Below are 14,904 nucleotides of genomic sequence, written 5' to 3' on the forward strand. Positions count from 1 at the left end.
TCAGCCCGCAGTGGCGAGGTGGAGGACCAGGACGGCCTTCACGGTGTCGGTGATACGGGTCGTGCTACACCGGAGCTTCCGCAGCAGGCGCCACTGCTTCAGGGCAGCCATGGCCTGCTCACCCAGCGCGCGGATACGCGCATGTGACAGGTTCACGGCTTGCTGACCTGTAGAAAGTCGATCCCACCTGTCGCGGAAGGGCACCCGGACGGGCCCACCGGCACCCTGGTATCCCTTGTCCTCCCAACAGGCCAAGCTCGCATCGGTGAGGGCGTCGATGATGCCGTGGGTGCGGGCGGCCTTGATGTCGTGAACGGCGCCCGGCGAGGCCCACAGCAATCGGCCATGCGGATCGGCGATGACCTGTACGTTCATGCCGTGCTTTTTATGCTTCCCGGAGTAGAACGGGCGGTCGGCGGCGATCCGGTCGATTGGCAGCAGCGTCCCGTCGAGGAGCACGAACGCTTTGCGTGCCGCCATCTTCACCGCGGTAGCCATGTCCGGGGCGAGTGCGGCCAGAACATCGACGGCCTCAGCGATGTACCGGTGGGCGGTGGTGGTGCCGACACCGAACCCGGCCGCGAGCTGGGAATAGGTGTGCCCGCACCGCAGGTGGGCCAGCGCCAGCAGGGCCTGGTGGTCGGCACTCAGTCGTCGCCAGCGGGTGCCGCGTCGTCGACGATGGGCCCGCAGCTGAGCCGACAGGAAGCGCAGGGCGGAGCTGGAGAGGTCGATCCCAGACGGATAGACAAGCATGCGAAGCCTCTGGTGGAGATGGTTCTCTTGGTCGAAAACCCATCTACCAGGGGCTTCACTGCGCTGTCAGCCCAACTGGCCATCGTAGGGACGAGGTTGGAAAAGGCTCAGTACCTGGTCGTAGGACCAGTCCTCGGCACCCTGCGCGGCCCAGCCCCCGTAGTCGGCGTGGGTGTCTCGTACGTAGGCCATGGCGTTGATCGCTCCGCTGCCGCCGACGATGCGGCCGGTCTCGAAGGTGCCCGCGGCTGCGTCCTTGCTGGGGTCGGGCTCCATCGGTTGACCTCTCTAGGACCCGCTGCGGAGCATCCGCTCCTTGCGTGCCGTGAAGGGCGGCCGGCCCATGGCGGTGAGGTTGGGGCCGCGGAGTTTGCGCAGGACGGCGCGTTCGTGGCTGAACAGCCGGACGGTGTGTTCGCCGTGGTAGGCGCCCGTGCCGCTCTCGCCGACGCCGCCGAAGGGCAGGGCGGGTGCCCCGAGTTGGATCATGTCCGCGTTGATGCCCATCGAGCCGGAGGTGGTGCGGGCCAGGAAGGCGTCACGGACCGCGGCGGACCGGGCGAACAGGTAGAGGGCCAGGGGCTTTTCGCGGCTGTTGATGACATTGATCGCCTCGTCGGAACCGGAGACGGTGACGATCGGCAGGATCGGGCCGAAGATCTCCTCGCCCATGACCGGGTCGTCCAGGGACACGCCGGTCAGGACGGTCGGGGCGACGTACTTCTCGTCCCGGTCGGACTCGCCGCCGATGACGATCTCCCCGGTGCCGCCGAGCAGGCCGGCCAGGCGGTCGACGTGCCGGGTGCTGATGATCCGGCCGTAGTCCGGTGAGGTGCGCGGTTCGTCGCCGTACAGGACGGTGATCTCCCGGCGCAGCGCGTCGACCAGCTTGGGTACCACCGTCGGCGGGGCGAGGACGTAGTCGGGCGCGACGCAGGTCTGGCCCGTGTTGAGCAGCTTGCCCCAGGCCAGCCAGGCGGCGGTGGCGTCGATGTCGGCGCTCTCGTCGACGTAGACCGGGGATTTGCCGCCCAGTTCCAGGGTGACCGGCGTGAGGTGGCGGACGGCGGCGGCCATCACGATCCGCCCGACGGCGCCGTTGCCGGTGTAGAAGATGTGGTCCCACCGCTGCTCGAGCAGTTCGGTGGTCTCCTCGACGCCGCCCTCGACCAGGGTGACCGCCCGCTGGTCCAGGTACTTCGGGAAGAGCCGGGCGAGGACGGCGGAGGTGTGCGAGGAGACCTCGCTCGGCTTCGCGACCACCGCGTTGCCGGCCGCGATCGCACCGGCCACGGGGATCAGCAGCAGCCGGACCGGGTAGTTCCAGGGCGCGATGACCAGTACGGTGCCCAGCGGCTGTCGGTGGATGCGCCCGGTGGCGGGTCGCAGGGGCAGCGGCACCGGCACCCCGCGCGGCTTCGTCCAGCGCTTGAGGTTCTTGATCGTCAGGGCGATCTCTGTACGCACCGAGTTGATCTCGGTCATGTGCGCTTCGAGCAGGTGTTTGCCGAGGTCGGCGCGGACCGCTTCCTCGATCGTCGCGGCGTTCTCGGCCAGCATCCGGTCGAGCTGCTTCAACTGCTGGCGGCGCCATTCCAGGGGGCGGGTGATGCCGGCGTCGAATCCGCGGCGCGCCGTCTGCGCGAGCTCGGTGGGCGTCTCAGCCATCTGCTTCTTCCTTCATCAGCAGGACCGGTTTGATGACGGTGCCGATGGCCGAGGCGTTCTCCGCCTCGTTGATGTCCGCCAGCGGGAAAGACTTGGTCAGGGCGTCGAACGGGAACCGGCCGCTTTGCCAGAGCCGGATCAGCTCCGGGATGAACACCGGCGGGTTCGCGTGGCCCATGTAGGCGTACGTGATGGTCTTGCCGGGCATCAACGCCGGCAGGATCGTCAACGACTCCTGGCCGGCGCCGACCAGCACGCACAGACCGGGCCGGCCGAGCGCGTCCACCGCGGCGCTCATCGCCGACGCCCGGGCCGTGGTGTCGAAGGAGAAGTCGAAGCCGCGCAGGCCCGCCACCTCCGACGGCTCGAGCGCCCGGTCGGCTCCCAGTTCGAGGGCGAGCGTCCGGCGGTTCTCGTGCGGGTCGACCGCGACGACCTCACCGGCACCTGCGGCCTTGGCCGCCAGGACGGCGGCGAGGCCGACCGCTCCGGCGCCGAAGACCGCGAGCCGGTCACCGGGACGCAGCCGCATCACGTTGAGCACCGAGCCCGCGCCGGTGGTGACGCCACAGCCGAGCGGCGCGAGCAGCTCCAGCGGCACGGTGGGGTCGACCTTGACGGTGTTGCGCTCGGTGGAGATGCAGTACTCGGCGAACGAGGACTGCCCGAACCATCGGTTCCCGACCTGCTCCCCGGTGTCCGAGGTCGCCGAGGGTGCCCGTCCGTGACCGCCGAGGCCGAGGTTGAGCGCCTCGAACGCCGTGCAGTGGTACGGCATCGCCCGCGCACAGACCGGACACGTCCCGCAGGAGTCGAAGGTGAGGACGACGTGGTCGCCCGGCGCGAGGGTGGTCACCGCCGAGCCGACCGCTTCCACCACTCCGGCCCCTTCGTGGCCGACAACGGCCGGACCGTTGAAGATCATCCGCGCCATCGCGTCGGTGTGACACATCCCGGCGGCCACGACCCGGACCAGGACCTCGTGCGGGCCGGGCTCGCCCAGCTTGACCTCTTCGATCCGGAACGGCCCGTCGGCGGACCGCAGCACCGCCGCCCTCACCATGTCAGGTCCTTCCGGGCCTGGGCGTGCAACTTGCGGGCGCTCTCGATCAGTTCGACGCCGTCCGGGCCCCAGAGCAGGCGCATGTGCCGTCGTTCGAACGGGCGTCGCTGCATGAGCCAGAAGACCGGCATGAGCACGCGCTTCGCCGTGAAAGCCAGCTTGATCTTGCGTGGACCGGCGCCGAGGTTCGCCCGGGCCTTGCCGGACATCGCCGCCATGACGGGGATGTTCCAGAGCTGCATCTTGATGATCTGCTTGAGGACCCGCAGCTGGGAGATGTGGAAGTTCTTCTTCGCGGTGGCCAGGACGGTCTGCTGGAAGCTCTGCCCGGTCTCCGGGATGGTGTCCATCGTGTCGCTGTGCCCCCAGAGGGCGTCGTACTTGACGTAGAGGGCGTCCAACTCGGCCATCGTCCGGGGTAGTTCGTCCTCGTACGGGCCGAACAGCTCGCAGTAGGCCACCGTCTCGGCCATGAACCGGTCGCGCACCGCGGGCGGCAGCCGGCGCGGCGGCTTGCCGCCGCGCCAGGCGAACGTCTCGTAGAGCCAGAGGATGGAGTGCATCTCGGTGAGCGCGGCCCACATGGCGTCCCGGCCCGAGGATGCCTGGTAGCCGCCCAGCTCGGGCTCGCCGACGTCGATGACGTCGCCCGCGACCTTCTGGTGGATCTGCACCAGGTGCTTGGCGATCCGCTTCGCGGTGGCGGTGTCGCCGAACCACATCGGGGCGTGGATGCCCGAGTTGCGCTGCGCCCGGTCGAAGATGTCGAAGAAGGTGAGCGTGCCGGCCTGTGCCTTGCGCGAGATCGGGTCGCGGTCGCGGATCCCGGCGGAGATCGGCTTGTAGGTGAGCTGCAGCATGCCCTGGGCGAGCGTTTCGAAGTACATCATGACCGGGTGGAGCATCAGCTCCCACGCGACCGAACCGGGGCCGAAGACCCCGTAGTCGACCGATCCGTCCTCGTTGCGCGAGCCGCCTGCCGGGGTGGGCTCGCCGAAACGCCGCCAGCGTCCGGCGGTGCCGAGGATGCGCTCCTTGGTGACGATGCGGTCGTCGGTCTTGCGGGCTCCTTCGGTGACTGCGGACATTGCGACCTCCCTCACATGTTCTCGGCTTGTTCCCTCGCGGTAACAATGTTCCCGCGCGGTAACAATAGGGTGGGCCATATCGAGGGTCAAGAGACGTGCAGGAGGAGGACCACGTGCCGGTGGCGGAGGAACGCAGGGCCCGGGGCAAGTGGGCCGGGCTGGACATCAACCAGATCATCGAGGCCGCCCGCGGCCTCGACCCCGACGTGCTGACCATGAAGGCCGTCGCCGACCGGCTCGGTGTCGACCGCAAGGCGCTCAGCTACCACATCAGCGACCGCGACACCCTGCTCGGCATGGTCGCTGCCGACACCGTCGCCGCCGGGTTCGCAGACGTCGAGATCGCCACCCAGGCCACCTGGCAGCACGCCTGCCGCGCCTACGCCGTCGCGCTCACCGACAGCGCGAGCGCCCTGGGCAGACTCGCCGACCACCTACGGCTCAGCAACTCGACCTACCTGCAGTTCCTGACCCCCACCGAAGCACTGCTCGCCAAGTTGGTCGGCGCCGGCTTCTCCGACGAGACCGCCCTGCGCCTGCTGGTCATGCTCACCAACATCTGCCTCAGCCACGCCCGCGACGCAGCCTTCGCCGCCCGGGCCGACGAGCGGCCCCGGCCCGCACAACTGCGCCGAGCCCTCGATGACCCCGCCGCCCGCGGCTTCGACCATCTGGAGCGGATCGCCTCGGCGGCGATCGACACGTACGGCACAACTCAACTGCACCTGAGCATCGACGTGTTCCTGGCCGGCGCGGAGGCACTGCTGGGCCCGGGTGGCTGACCAGTCCGTCGGCGTGCCGAATACCGGGTCGCGCGAGTCGGCCCCCGGCTGGGAGGCCCCGTGTGACCGAACCGATCTCGCCGTGCACCTGACCGCCTCCTGAGGGCCGCCCCGACCGTGCCGTGCGGGGCGGAGGGTCCTGCGTACACGCCGCGAGAAAGCCGCCTTGCCGCGGATCGCCCCTGACGTCCCCAGCGCTTTCCGCGGGGTGAACGGCCGCCGCTGTGCACGGCACATCGCGCCGCGTCGGAGCCATCTCGCTCGGCAGGGGCAGCAACTCGCGGGCGCGGCCGCTCTGCTCGGCGATCCTGGCGTGATCACGCCCCGCGCGCCGGTCAACGGCCGCGATGGGGCAGGGGCGTTGTGGGCTCGTCCGTGCCCTGGCCTACGGTCTCGCCATGGAAGGCCGTGCCCTACGGCTCTGCTCCCACCTCAGTGAGCGCGGCGGCTCGCAGGAAGACCTGGGAGCGCTCGACGTAGGGCAGGCGCGCCCAGTCGCGCTGTGCGGTGCGGGCGCGGGCCACCAAGGGGTCGAAGCCTTCGCCTGACGCCGTGGCCACGGTGGCGAGCACCTGGCCGGTCGCGGGCGCGGTGAAGACGGGGCCGGAGCGCGGCTGGACGGCCACGGCGGTGGACAGGCCTGCCGCGCCCCCGGTTTGTGGACGTGTCACGCGCCGATCATGTTGAAGCCGCCGTCGGCATTGAGGTACACGCCGGTCATGTGGGCGGCGTCGTCGGTGGCGAGGAACAGCGCGGTCCCGGCGAGTTCGGCGGGGCCGGGGATGCGGCCCATCGGCGTCTTGGCGATCATGTCCTCGCGGCGGCCGCTCTTCCAGTCCGCCCGCTGCAGGAGGGTCTCCGTCTCGATGAACCCGGGCGCGAAGGTGTTGACCCGCACGTACGGCGCGAAGGCCTGGGCGTAGGACTTGGTGATGCCGAGGATGCCGTACTTCGCGGCGGCGTACTGCGGTGCCCGCGCGCTGCCCCGCACGATGACGGTGGAGCCGATGTTGACGATCGCGCCGTGGCCCTGTTCGAGCATCCGGGACCCGAACTCGTGCACGCACAGCAGGGTGCCCTTGACGTCCACGGCCAGCACATGGTCGAGGGACTCCTCGGTGAGGTCGCGCCAGGACATCTGCTCGCCGGCCACGTCGCCGACGTTGTTGACCAGGACGTCCAGCCCGCCGAAGTGAGCGAACACCTCGTCGGCCATCCGGATGATGTCCGCGTGCCGGGCGATGTCGGCCTGCACGGTGACCGCTTCGCCGCCGACGTCCCGGATGCGGGCGACGGTCTTCTCCGCTCCCGCGGCGGAGCTGCGGTAGTGCACCGCGACCCGGGCGCCTTCCTGGGCGGCTCGGACGGCGATCTCGGCCCCGTACCCGGTGCCGGCGCCGGTGACCAGGACCGTGCGGCCCTCGAATCGCCGTGGGATCGGGGTGGTGCGCGCAGTGTGCTCGGGCATCGATGTTCCTTGTCTGTGGAGGGCCGCCGGTAGCTGCGACGGGCGCTCAGCGGGCGGCGGTCGAGGGCTCGGCCGGACCGCTGAAGCGTTGGCGGATCTCGCCGAGTCCTTCGATGCGGCTGACGAGTTCGTCCTCCGCGGTGAGGTAGCGGGGTGGACTCATGCGGTTGCCGACCCCTGCGGGGGTGCCGGTGAAGAGGAGGTCGCCCGGGTACAGGGGGAGCACCGCGGAGAGACGGGCGACGAGTTCGGGAACCGGGAAGATCATGGACTTCGTACGGTCGTGCTGGACGACGTCGCCGTTGAGCAGACCGGTGATCTCGAGATCGTCGGGGTCGCCGAGTTCGTCGGGCGTGACGAGGAGCGGACCGATGGGGCCGAAGCCGGGGAAGGACTTGCCCAGGCTGAACTGGGGAGGGGTGCCCCGGAGTTGGCTGACCCGTTCGGAGAGGTCCTGGCCGACGGTCAGTCCGGCCACCGCCTGCCAGGCGTCGGCCTCGCTCACCCGGTAGGTCTCCCGGCCGATCACCGCGACGAGTTCCACCTCCCAGTCCACTCTGCCGGGCGGAAGCACGACGGTGGTGTCGGGGCCGGCGATGGAGGAGGGGAACTTGGTGAAGACAAGGGGTGCGTCGGGCGGGGTGTATCCGGCTTCCGCCGCGTGCGGAGGGTAGTTGAGGGCCACCGCGAACACCTGACGGGGGCGGGGGACCGGTGCGCCGAGAGCCGGCGGGTCGACCGGCCGGCCGAAAGCCGCGTCGGGCAGGGCCTGCGCCCATGCGCGCAGCTGCGGCCATTGCTCCAGCAGGAGCAGGGGATCGGCGGGGAAGCGCCGGCTCGACGCTGTGGCGATGTCCGCGGCGAGGCCGCCTCGGACGACGACGGCCCGGCCGTCGAGAACTCCGAACCTCACCAGTCCACCCTCTTGGGCGCCGGGGTTCCGTGTCCTTCCTGCCAGGAGACGATCGGGGTGCGCAGGACACCGAGTCGCTCGACCTCGGCCTCGACGATGTCGCCGGGCTTGAGGTACATGTCCGGGTCGCCGCTGAAGCCGGCCACGCCCTGCACCGTCCCGGTCGATATCAGGTCGCCCGCGCTGTACCCCTGAGGGGAGTGGTAGGCGACCAGGTGCGGGATCGACACCGACATGCGGCTGGTGTTCGACTTCTGCCGGATCTGGCCGTTGACCCGCAGCTCCATGTCGAGGTTCTGGGCGTCGGGGATCTCGTCGGCCGTCACGATGTAGGGGCCCACGGGGCAGAAGGTGTCGATGGCCTTGCAGAAGGAGAAGACGCCCGACTCCATCTCCCGGCGCTGGATGTCGCGGGCGGTGATGTCGTTGAAGACGACGTAGCCGGCGATGTGGTCGGGGGCGTCGTCGACGCCGAAGAACTTGCCGGGCCTGCCGATGACGACGGCGATCTCCAGCTCGTAGTCCAGCTCGCTGGTGAGGTGCTCGGGGTAGATGACGGGCTCGTCCGGGCCGACGATCGCGTCCACGTTCTGGAAGAAGACGATGCCCTTGTGCATCGGGTGCGACCAGTCGACGTTCTTCGACTCGTCCTCGTGCTCACGGAAGTTGCCGGAGGTGTGGAAGAACTTCTTCGGCACGATCGGTGCCCGCAGTGTCACGTCGTCCAGGGAGAGCCGGTCGCCGGTCTCCGCGACCTTGCCGTCACGCTCGAAGTACTCCCGGGTGCTCGGTACCTCCAGCGGCAGCACCAGCCGTTCCTCCAGTTCCAGCCTGCCGACCCTGCCGTCGTCGAAGGTGACCAGTTTCATGAGCCCCGCCTTCTCTCACTTGATGAAAGTGAAATTCGCTCAGTGAACTTTGTGAGGGAGTATTGATGCGTGTCCGACGGCGTGTCAAGGCTCGCGGAGCGGGGAGGTGCAGGTCAGCCGTCCGCCGCACCTCTCGCCTCACCTGCGAAGACGCGCAGCTGAAGGGCGAGCGTCGCGTAGTACCCGACGAGCGTCGTCACGTCGAACAGGCCCCGCTCCCCGAGGGCCGCGACGGCGGCACCGTACTCCTGTTCGCTGAGCGAGCCGTGCCGCAGCAGCAGGTGCGTGGCCCGCACCGCCGCTGCCTCCTCGGTGTCGGCGAGATCCGGGGACACCCCCGCGCGCAACGCCGCCATCTCCGGCTCCGTCAGCCCGACGGCCCGGCCCACCGCTTCATGCGCATCCCGTTCGAACGTGCTGTGCCAGTGCGCCGCCACGGCGAGGATCGCCATTTCCCGGGCCCGGTCGCCCAGCGCGGATCCGTAGCGCACCGCGCCGCCGAGGCCCTGGAGCGCAAGCCCGACGGTCGGGCTCAGGAGCATGGCGTTGAAAGGGCCCCGCAACCGTCCCCGCTCGTCCGTCAGCGGGAACGCCTGCGGGCCGGACGAGCGGGGCCCTGAGGTGATCGCCTCGTAGACGGCGCGCTGTCCGTCGTCCAGTTCCTCCGGCGCCGGCCGACGCAGTCTGGCCTCCATCCGTTGGGCCCTCCTCGATCTTGCGACGCCCGACCACGGCGTGATATCGACTTCCGTACAATGAAAGTGGTGGGGTTCGGTGCAGAGGACCCCCGCAGGAAGTGAGCCCCGAGTGCCGCCACGTGACGACGCCAGCGAGACCTTGGTCCCCGACGGCCCCGCCGCCAAGCGCAGCTATCACGTCGAGGCCCTGGCCAAAGGGCTCCGGCTGCTCGGGCTGTTCTCCGAGAAGCGCCCGTCGATGAAGCTCACCGACATGGCGGCCGAGACGGCGATCCCGCTTCCCACGGCCTTCCGGATGGCCGCCACCCTGGTGACCGAAGGCTTTCTCGAACAACTCCCGGACGGGGCCTACCGTCCCGCCCCGAAGGTGCTCACCCTCGGGTTCTCGGCGCTGCGCAGCATGGATCTCGTTGAGCTCGCCGACGGCCCGCTGCGCCGGCTCGCCGCGGCGACCGGGCAGACGGTGAACCTCGGCTCGCTCTCCGAGGACCGGGTGCTGTACCTGATCCGGCTGCGCAACAACGACCTGGTGACCGCCAACATCCAGGTCGGCTCGCGGCTCCCGGCCGTCGGCACCTCCATCGGCAAGGTCCTCCTCGCCCACCTCGACGGCGAGGCCCTGGACGGGTGCGTGACGGAGAGATCGTTCGGCGGGACGACGGGCCCCAACGCGTTCAGGTCCCTCGCCGCGCTGCGGCCGGCGCTGGCCGAGATCCGCAAGCAGGGCTGGGCGATCCAGGACGAGGAACTCGCCTACGGGCTGCGGTCGGTGGCCGCGCCGGTCTTCGACGCCGCCGGGACGGCCGTGGCCGGGGTCAACGTCGCCGTGCCGGCGATGGAGTTCCCCGTCGAGCGCCTGCACGACGAACTGCGTCCCGCTCTGCTGGACGCCTGCCGCGAGATCACGCGACTGCTCGGGGGCGGCTGAGGCCGCCGGGCCCGCGGGGCGGGGAGGGGGCACGGCGCTGTCGCTCCGCTCGTTCAGACAAGGGTCCGGCCGCCGTCCACGTACAGGACCTGCCCGGTGACGAAGGCCGCCTGACGCGAGGCGAGGAACAGCACCGCCCCGACGGCGTCCTGCGGCGTGCCCAGCCGCCCGGCCGGCACCAGACCCACCATCTCCTCCCGCATTCCCGGCTTGGCCAGGTACTCCTTGGTGAGCTCCGTCTCCGTGTAACCGGGCGCGACCGCGTTCACGGTCACCCCGTCGGCCGCCCACTCGCGGGCCATCACCTTCACCAGCTGGTCCAGGCCACCCTTGGTCGCCGCGTACGGAGCGTGATGCCGGTGCGCGAGCCGGGAGGAGACCGAGGAGAAGAACACCATGCTGCCCTGACCGGCCTCGCGCATGACGCGTCCGGCGGCCCGCCCGGCCCAGAACGCGCTCGACAGGTTCAGGGTGACGATCCGATCCCACACCTCGTCCGGCATGTCCAGGACAGGACGGCGGTCGTTCGTACCGACGGCGTGCACGAGGACGTCCAGCCCTCCGAGACCGTCCGCGGCCGCCGTCACCGCCTCCTCGCAGCCCGCCGAGGAGGCCACGTCCGCACAGACCGTCCGCAGGGCGGCGGACGAGAGGGCCGAGTCCTCCCGCAGCGCCTTCAGCCTGGCCTCGTCCACATCGACCACCGCGACGCGCGCGCCCACCGCGGCCAGCTCCCGGACACAGGACGCCCCCAGCCCTCCGGCGCCCAGGACGAGCGCCCGGCGGCCTCCAAGCCCCAACCAGTCCATCGGCATCCTTTCGTCAGTCGAAAGCCACTTTCACAATCGCTTGGACGATAGACCGCGCCGCCGCCGGATGTCCACCGCCTCGAAGCTCTTGACCGCCTGCGCGCCCGTGGCTTGTCGGCTGAGGCGGCAGGGCGGTTCGGGCGCCGGCTCGCGTCATCCGCCTACTGATCAGGGGGCTCCGCCGCCGCGGGTGAGCCCGGGGCTCAGCGAGCACGCCGGCCAGGCGCCGGGGCCTGCACTGCCGAGGCGGCAGGGATCTCGGAGAGCGAGTCGCCATGGCGTGACCGTTCTGCCCGGCGTAGAGTCCCGTCCGTGTCCACTCGCCTGGATCCGAACTGGGCCGTTCTTGCCAGTTGGGAGTCTGCCGACCGGTTCCGGTGCGTCGACATCTTCGCCCGTCCCGACGGGTCGTTCGGGTTCGAGGAATTCCGTTGCGATCCCGAGGACATGGGAGCGTGGACGCCGGTGGCGTACTTCTCCGGTGCCACGTACGCCACCCGGGCCGATGCCGAACAAGCCGCCGAGCGGGCTGTGTCGTGGCTCGCTGACGAGCGCTCACAGGGCTGATTCCGCTGGGGCTGAGGGCCGCCGCGCACGCGGGTTCGCCGGCGGAACCTCAGGAGGTGAGGTCCACTCCGGGCTCAGCCCCATGTTTTGTCGGCAGGTGCGGCGATGATGTGCGGGTGTTCTACGAAGATCTCAGCGAGTACACCTATCAGGACGAGGATGCCTTCGGTGACAGGGAGTCCTTCTACGAGCTCTGGTATCGCCCTCAGTACATCCGCCTGAATGTCGGATGGCTGGCGGCAGGCAAGCCGTACTCGACAGGGCCCGTTCCCGCGGGCTTCGTGGAGAAGTTGCAGGCCATCCAGCATGTTCAGTGGATGAACGTCTGCCTCGGTGTCCACGCATGCGACCTGTGTCCTGAGGTCGAGGCTCCGGAAGGAAATGGGGAGGTGCGGATCCCGGGCGAGGTCGGCATCGCCTACGCCGCCCCGTTCCTGGTCACCCACTACATCACCGTGCACGGTTACCGACCGCCGGAGGCTTTCGTCGACGCCGTGCTCGCCGTCGACCTCGACGTGTGGGCGGCCGCCCGGTGGCCTGACGTGCCCTTCCCCTGGGTCCCGGAAGACGCCGAACGCCTCACGGAGTAGATGCAAACGATCTCCACCAGAGCAGCCAAGGCCGGATCGAAGTGACAGTTACCGGCTGGCGGAAGATGCAGACCCTCCTGCCGAAGTGGGTCTCGATCGCGTGGTCTTGATGACGACGACCCCAAAAGGGCAGGCGCGACGGCACACCCGCATGAGGCGCCGCTACCAGCGCATGCCGAGAGCATCGAGGTCGGCCCGCCGCTCCGTGCTCAACTTCTCTGCTCGGCGGCGGGTGTTGTCCACGAACGCGCCCAGCTTCACGGCATGCTCCTGGCCCCCGTCGCCCTCATCCGTCGTGATCAGTTCGACGTGGGTTCGGGCCGGGTGCAGGTGTCCTTCGCGGGAGTGGAACTGCCGGGCGGCGGCGATGTTGAGGGCCCAGCGTGCGTCCTGGGAACGGGCCACCGGCCGTGTCGGCCCGCCCTCGTCGGGATCGACACCGACGGTCTCCAGGAGATACCGCTGCGCCCGCACCAACTGGTCCCACGCGGCGCGCTGGGCGGAGATCCAGGCTCCCAGGTCTTCGCCCTGCACGATCACCTCACCCGGCATCGACGGCAGGGCGCCCCCGGCCTTCACGTGGGCGAGCGTCAGCCTGTAGTTGCGCTGCCAGGAGATGTCCCATTCAGGGGCCCACCCAGGGTCGATCTCGTTGAGCGCCTCCGCGCGTTCCTGCGAGAGCTCTCCGGCGTAGGAGACGCCTTCCTCTCCGTCGGCGCGGCGTTGGTCATTCTCACGGGCTCTGCGGGCCGCGGCCCGGGCGTTCTTGGCGAACACGCCGATGGCCATCCCCTCCCACACGGCCGTGGTCGGCGGGAGGAAGTGCTGGTGGACGGCCGCGTAGGAGCGGGCGACGGCGAGGCCGGCGTCCCATGCGGAGGCGTGGACCGACCACACCATCCCCAGAGCCTCCAACTCCGCGACACGGGAGGCATCGAGCCCACCGGCCGCGTAGTAACGCCTCACATCGGCGATCCAGACCCCCAGCGGATGATCAGCTGGAGACCAGTCACCAGGCGTTCGATACGTGTACGGCACCCGCAGCTCACTGTTCCCGGTCTCCTTCAGCCACCGGGTGGCGGCCTCGATCCCGCGCCGCCAGTACGCCATCTCGGGATCGATCACCCGCAGGCGCACGAACTGCGCGAGCACGGCCGGGTCGCGTTCCTCGGTGAACCGCAGCACCCCGGCCGCCCGCGCCGAAACGCCTTCCGCCTCATCGTCTGCGACGCTGAGGAACTGATCCTCGCCGTCCTCCGAAGGCTCAGCGCCCTCCCCTTCAGGTAGCGGGCGGCTATTGCGCAGCCGGGGATCCGCGAGCGCCTCGATGACGTCCGCGTCGTGCGCCCTGAGGGCGCCGAGGATCTTGGAGAGGTCGTCGTAGGCCCGTGAAGTGAGCATCCCGTCCGGACTCTCACCCGGCCCGAGGAACACCGGCACGACCAAGGTCGCGAGCTTCCCGCGGTCCGGCCGCAACCGCAGTGCCCGGCCGACCATCTGCACGATGTCGATCATCGACCCCCGTGCGTCCGAGAAGAGCACCGCGTCACATTCCGCGGTGTCGACCCCTTCACCGAGAACCCGGACCGAGCTCAACACCCGCAATTCAGCACGCAGATCACGCCCCGCATACTCGGGACCGCCGAGGAAATCGGAGGCGAACTCGTCGAGCACCGCCCGTCGGTGGCCGGGGGAGTGCTCCCCGTAGAGCCAGTCCGCCCACACCTGCTCCACGGGCGGGTAGGCGTCGGGATCCTCCTCGGCCAAGCGGGCTGCGACGGCCGGTACCGAGGCGGCCATGGCTTCCGCCTCCTGGACCCGGCTGTGGAACGACAGCACCCGCCGGAACCGTTCGGTCGCGGCCGCATGCATGAGACCCGTCTGTACGGCGGCCAGGCGTGCGCCGCGCACCACGTCCGACGCCGGTTCCTCGCCGGTCAGGGCGGCGTAGAGGTCGGGGTCGCGGATGTCGAGGCAGAGCACCTGGTAGGGGGCGACGATGCCCCGGCTGATCGCCTCGGACAGCGTCAGCCTGTAGGCCACCGGGCCGAACACGGGCGAGTCGTCCTCCATGGACGCCACCAGCCGCGGCCGCTCACCCTCCGCCTCCCACACCCGCGCGGTCGCCGTCATGTACAGCCGACGCTCCGCCGGAATCCTCGACTGGTCGTGCACCGCGGCCCAGGGCTTCAGGCCGTCACCGCTCGTCCGGTGGGCCTCGTCCACGACCATGAGGCTCCACACCCCCAACCCCGCGGCGTGAGCGCGTTGCAGGACACCTAGCCCCACGGAGGCGTACGTGGCGAACACCGTCACCGTCCCCACCCCGGACGTCCACGCCACCAGTTCATCCGGGTCGGTCGTGCACGGCAGACCCCCGCTCTCCTCCGCCCGCAACGAGCACACCCCGATCATGGCGCCGCCCCGACCCGCGGCGCGCCACGCGCCCGCCGTCTGCGTCAGCAGATCCAGCGTCGGCACCAGCACCAGAACCTGACGGGCCGAAAGACGATGCGCGCACTCCGCGCCGACCAGCGTCTTGCCCGAGCCGGTCGCGGCGACGACCTGGGTCCGCAGACCCTCCGGCGGCATGAGCCCGCCCGGCGGGGTTCCGAGAATGCGCACGACGTTCTCGACCGCCTCCGACTGATGCGGACGCAATTCCATCCGGGCCACGAGACCTCACATCCCTCACGTTGGGGGAA

The 14,904-nt window shown here is 70.0% G+C and carries 16 protein-coding genes; 4 read left to right on the forward strand and 12 right to left on the reverse strand.

Annotation, left to right across the window (positions count from 1 at the left end; all coding sequences use genetic code 11):
* The 5 genes from WN71_RS26010 to WN71_RS26030 form a co-directional block, all read right to left on the reverse strand.
* Positions 1 to 756 carry an IS5/IS1182 family transposase gene (locus tag WN71_RS26010; RefSeq protein ID WP_046592343.1) on the reverse strand — a complete coding sequence of 252 codons (756 nt, stop codon included), beginning with the start codon at positions 754 to 756 and terminating at the stop codon, positions 1 to 3.
* A gap of 66 nt (positions 757 to 822) precedes the next feature.
* Entirely contained in the window at positions 823 to 1,032 is a 210-nt protein-coding gene (locus WN71_RS26015) for a GMC family oxidoreductase N-terminal domain-containing protein (protein ID WP_046592344.1), read from the reverse strand.
* A 12-nt stretch (positions 1,033 to 1,044) separates the two neighbouring features.
* A complete protein-coding gene (locus WN71_RS26020; RefSeq protein WP_046592345.1) occupies positions 1,045 to 2,424 on the reverse strand; it encodes an aldehyde dehydrogenase family protein in 1,380 nt (459 codons plus the stop codon).
* The gene (locus WN71_RS26025; protein ID WP_046592346.1) at positions 2,417 to 3,487 is read right to left on the reverse strand and encodes an NAD(P)-dependent alcohol dehydrogenase; all 1,071 of its coding nucleotides are present in this window, start codon (positions 3,485 to 3,487) and stop codon (positions 2,417 to 2,419) included. The genes WN71_RS26020 and WN71_RS26025 overlap by 8 nt, the downstream gene beginning before the upstream one ends.
* A complete protein-coding gene (locus WN71_RS26030) occupies positions 3,481 to 4,575 on the reverse strand; it encodes an oxygenase MpaB family protein (protein ID WP_046592347.1) in 1,095 nt (364 codons plus the stop codon). Before WN71_RS26030 ends, WN71_RS26025 begins: the two co-directional genes overlap by 7 nt.
* Positions 4,576 to 4,670: 95 nt before the next feature.
* On the opposite strand from WN71_RS26030, the gene WN71_RS42320 reads away from it, so the two are divergent.
* Entirely contained in the window at positions 4,671 to 5,357 is a 687-nt protein-coding gene (locus WN71_RS42320; RefSeq protein ID WP_052743234.1) for a hypothetical protein, read from the forward strand.
* Between the two features lie 413 nt (positions 5,358 to 5,770).
* On the opposite strand, the gene WN71_RS26040 is transcribed toward WN71_RS42320, so the two are convergent.
* The 5 genes from WN71_RS26040 to WN71_RS26060 form a co-directional block, all read right to left on the reverse strand.
* Positions 5,771 to 6,028 (reverse strand): aldehyde dehydrogenase family protein, encoded by a 258-nt coding sequence (locus WN71_RS26040; RefSeq protein WP_107469763.1) that lies wholly within the window; start codon positions 6,026 to 6,028, stop codon positions 5,771 to 5,773.
* Entirely contained in the window at positions 6,025 to 6,825 is an 801-nt protein-coding gene (locus WN71_RS26045) for an SDR family NAD(P)-dependent oxidoreductase (protein ID WP_046592349.1), read from the reverse strand. The genes WN71_RS26040 and WN71_RS26045 overlap by 4 nt, the downstream gene beginning before the upstream one ends.
* A gap of 46 nt (positions 6,826 to 6,871) precedes the next feature.
* A complete protein-coding gene (locus WN71_RS26050; RefSeq protein WP_046592350.1) occupies positions 6,872 to 7,738 on the reverse strand; it encodes a fumarylacetoacetate hydrolase family protein in 867 nt (288 codons plus the stop codon).
* On the reverse strand, positions 7,735 to 8,607 hold the full coding sequence (locus tag WN71_RS26055) for a fumarylacetoacetate hydrolase family protein (RefSeq protein WP_046592351.1): 873 nt from the start codon (positions 8,605 to 8,607) through the stop codon (positions 7,735 to 7,737). The genes WN71_RS26050 and WN71_RS26055 overlap by 4 nt, the downstream gene beginning before the upstream one ends.
* A 113-nt stretch (positions 8,608 to 8,720) precedes the next feature.
* Positions 8,721 to 9,302, reverse strand: a complete 582-nt coding sequence (locus WN71_RS26060; protein ID WP_046592352.1) for a carboxymuconolactone decarboxylase family protein — start codon at positions 9,300 to 9,302, stop codon at positions 8,721 to 8,723.
* 112 nt (positions 9,303 to 9,414) lie between these two features.
* Between WN71_RS26060 and WN71_RS26065 the strand changes: the two genes are divergently transcribed.
* Positions 9,415 to 10,233: an IclR family transcriptional regulator gene (locus WN71_RS26065; RefSeq protein ID WP_046592353.1), complete on the forward strand. Its 819-nt coding sequence runs from the start codon at positions 9,415 to 9,417 to the stop codon at positions 10,231 to 10,233.
* A gap of 53 nt (positions 10,234 to 10,286) precedes the next feature.
* On the opposite strand, the gene WN71_RS26070 is transcribed toward WN71_RS26065, so the two are convergent.
* Positions 10,287 to 11,042, reverse strand: a complete 756-nt coding sequence (locus WN71_RS26070; protein WP_046592354.1) for an SDR family NAD(P)-dependent oxidoreductase — start codon at positions 11,040 to 11,042, stop codon at positions 10,287 to 10,289.
* Positions 11,043 to 11,354: 312 nt separating this feature from the next.
* On the opposite strand from WN71_RS26070, the gene WN71_RS26075 reads away from it, so the two are divergent.
* Both WN71_RS26075 and WN71_RS26080 read left to right on the forward strand, forming a co-directional pair.
* Positions 11,355 to 11,609 (forward strand): hypothetical protein, encoded by a 255-nt coding sequence (locus WN71_RS26075; protein WP_046592355.1) that lies wholly within the window; start codon positions 11,355 to 11,357, stop codon positions 11,607 to 11,609.
* Positions 11,610 to 11,725: 116 nt separating this feature from the next.
* On the forward strand, positions 11,726 to 12,199 hold the full coding sequence (locus tag WN71_RS26080) for a DUF7919 family protein (protein WP_046592356.1): 474 nt from the start codon (positions 11,726 to 11,728) through the stop codon (positions 12,197 to 12,199).
* Between the two features lie 162 nt (positions 12,200 to 12,361).
* Here the strand turns inward: WN71_RS26080 and WN71_RS26085 are convergent, their stop codons facing one another.
* Entirely contained in the window at positions 12,362 to 14,866 is a 2,505-nt protein-coding gene (locus tag WN71_RS26085; RefSeq protein WP_079178128.1) for a DEAD/DEAH box helicase, read from the reverse strand.
* Between the last annotated feature and the right edge of the window lie 38 nt (positions 14,867 to 14,904).

It is taken from the genome of Streptomyces mangrovisoli (assembly GCF_000974985.2).
Taxonomy (GTDB): Bacteria; Actinomycetota; Actinomycetes; order Streptomycetales; family Streptomycetaceae; genus Streptomyces; species Streptomyces mangrovisoli.

Bases quoted from the DNA above. Each gene is read 5' to 3' on its own strand.
- WN71_RS26010 (WP_046592343.1), bottom strand. From the start codon at position 756: ATGCTTGTCTATCCGTCTGGGATCGACCTCTCCAGCTCCGCCCTGCGC.
- WN71_RS26055 (WP_046592351.1), bottom strand. From the start codon at position 8,607: ATGAAACTGGTCACCTTCGACGACGGCAGGGTCGGCAGGCTGGAACTG.
- WN71_RS26020 (WP_046592345.1), bottom strand. From the start codon at position 2,424: ATGGCTGAGACGCCCACCGAGCTCGCGCAGACGGCGCGCCGCGGATTC.
- WN71_RS26045 (WP_046592349.1), bottom strand. From the start codon at position 6,825: ATGCCCGAGCACACTGCGCGCACCACCCCGATCCCACGGCGATTCGAG.
- WN71_RS26085 (WP_079178128.1), bottom strand. From the start codon at position 14,866: ATGGAATTGCGTCCGCATCAGTCGGAGGCGGTCGAGAACGTCGTGCGC.
- WN71_RS26030 (WP_046592347.1), bottom strand. From the start codon at position 4,575: ATGTCCGCAGTCACCGAAGGAGCCCGCAAGACCGACGACCGCATCGTC.
- WN71_RS26070 (WP_046592354.1), bottom strand. From the start codon at position 11,042: ATGGACTGGTTGGGGCTTGGAGGCCGCCGGGCGCTCGTCCTGGGCGCC.
- WN71_RS26060 (WP_046592352.1), bottom strand. From the start codon at position 9,302: ATGGAGGCCAGACTGCGTCGGCCGGCGCCGGAGGAACTGGACGACGGA.
- WN71_RS26025 (WP_046592346.1), bottom strand. From the start codon at position 3,487: ATGGTGAGGGCGGCGGTGCTGCGGTCCGCCGACGGGCCGTTCCGGATC.
- WN71_RS26015 (WP_046592344.1), bottom strand. From the start codon at position 1,032: ATGGAGCCCGACCCCAGCAAGGACGCAGCCGCGGGCACCTTCGAGACC.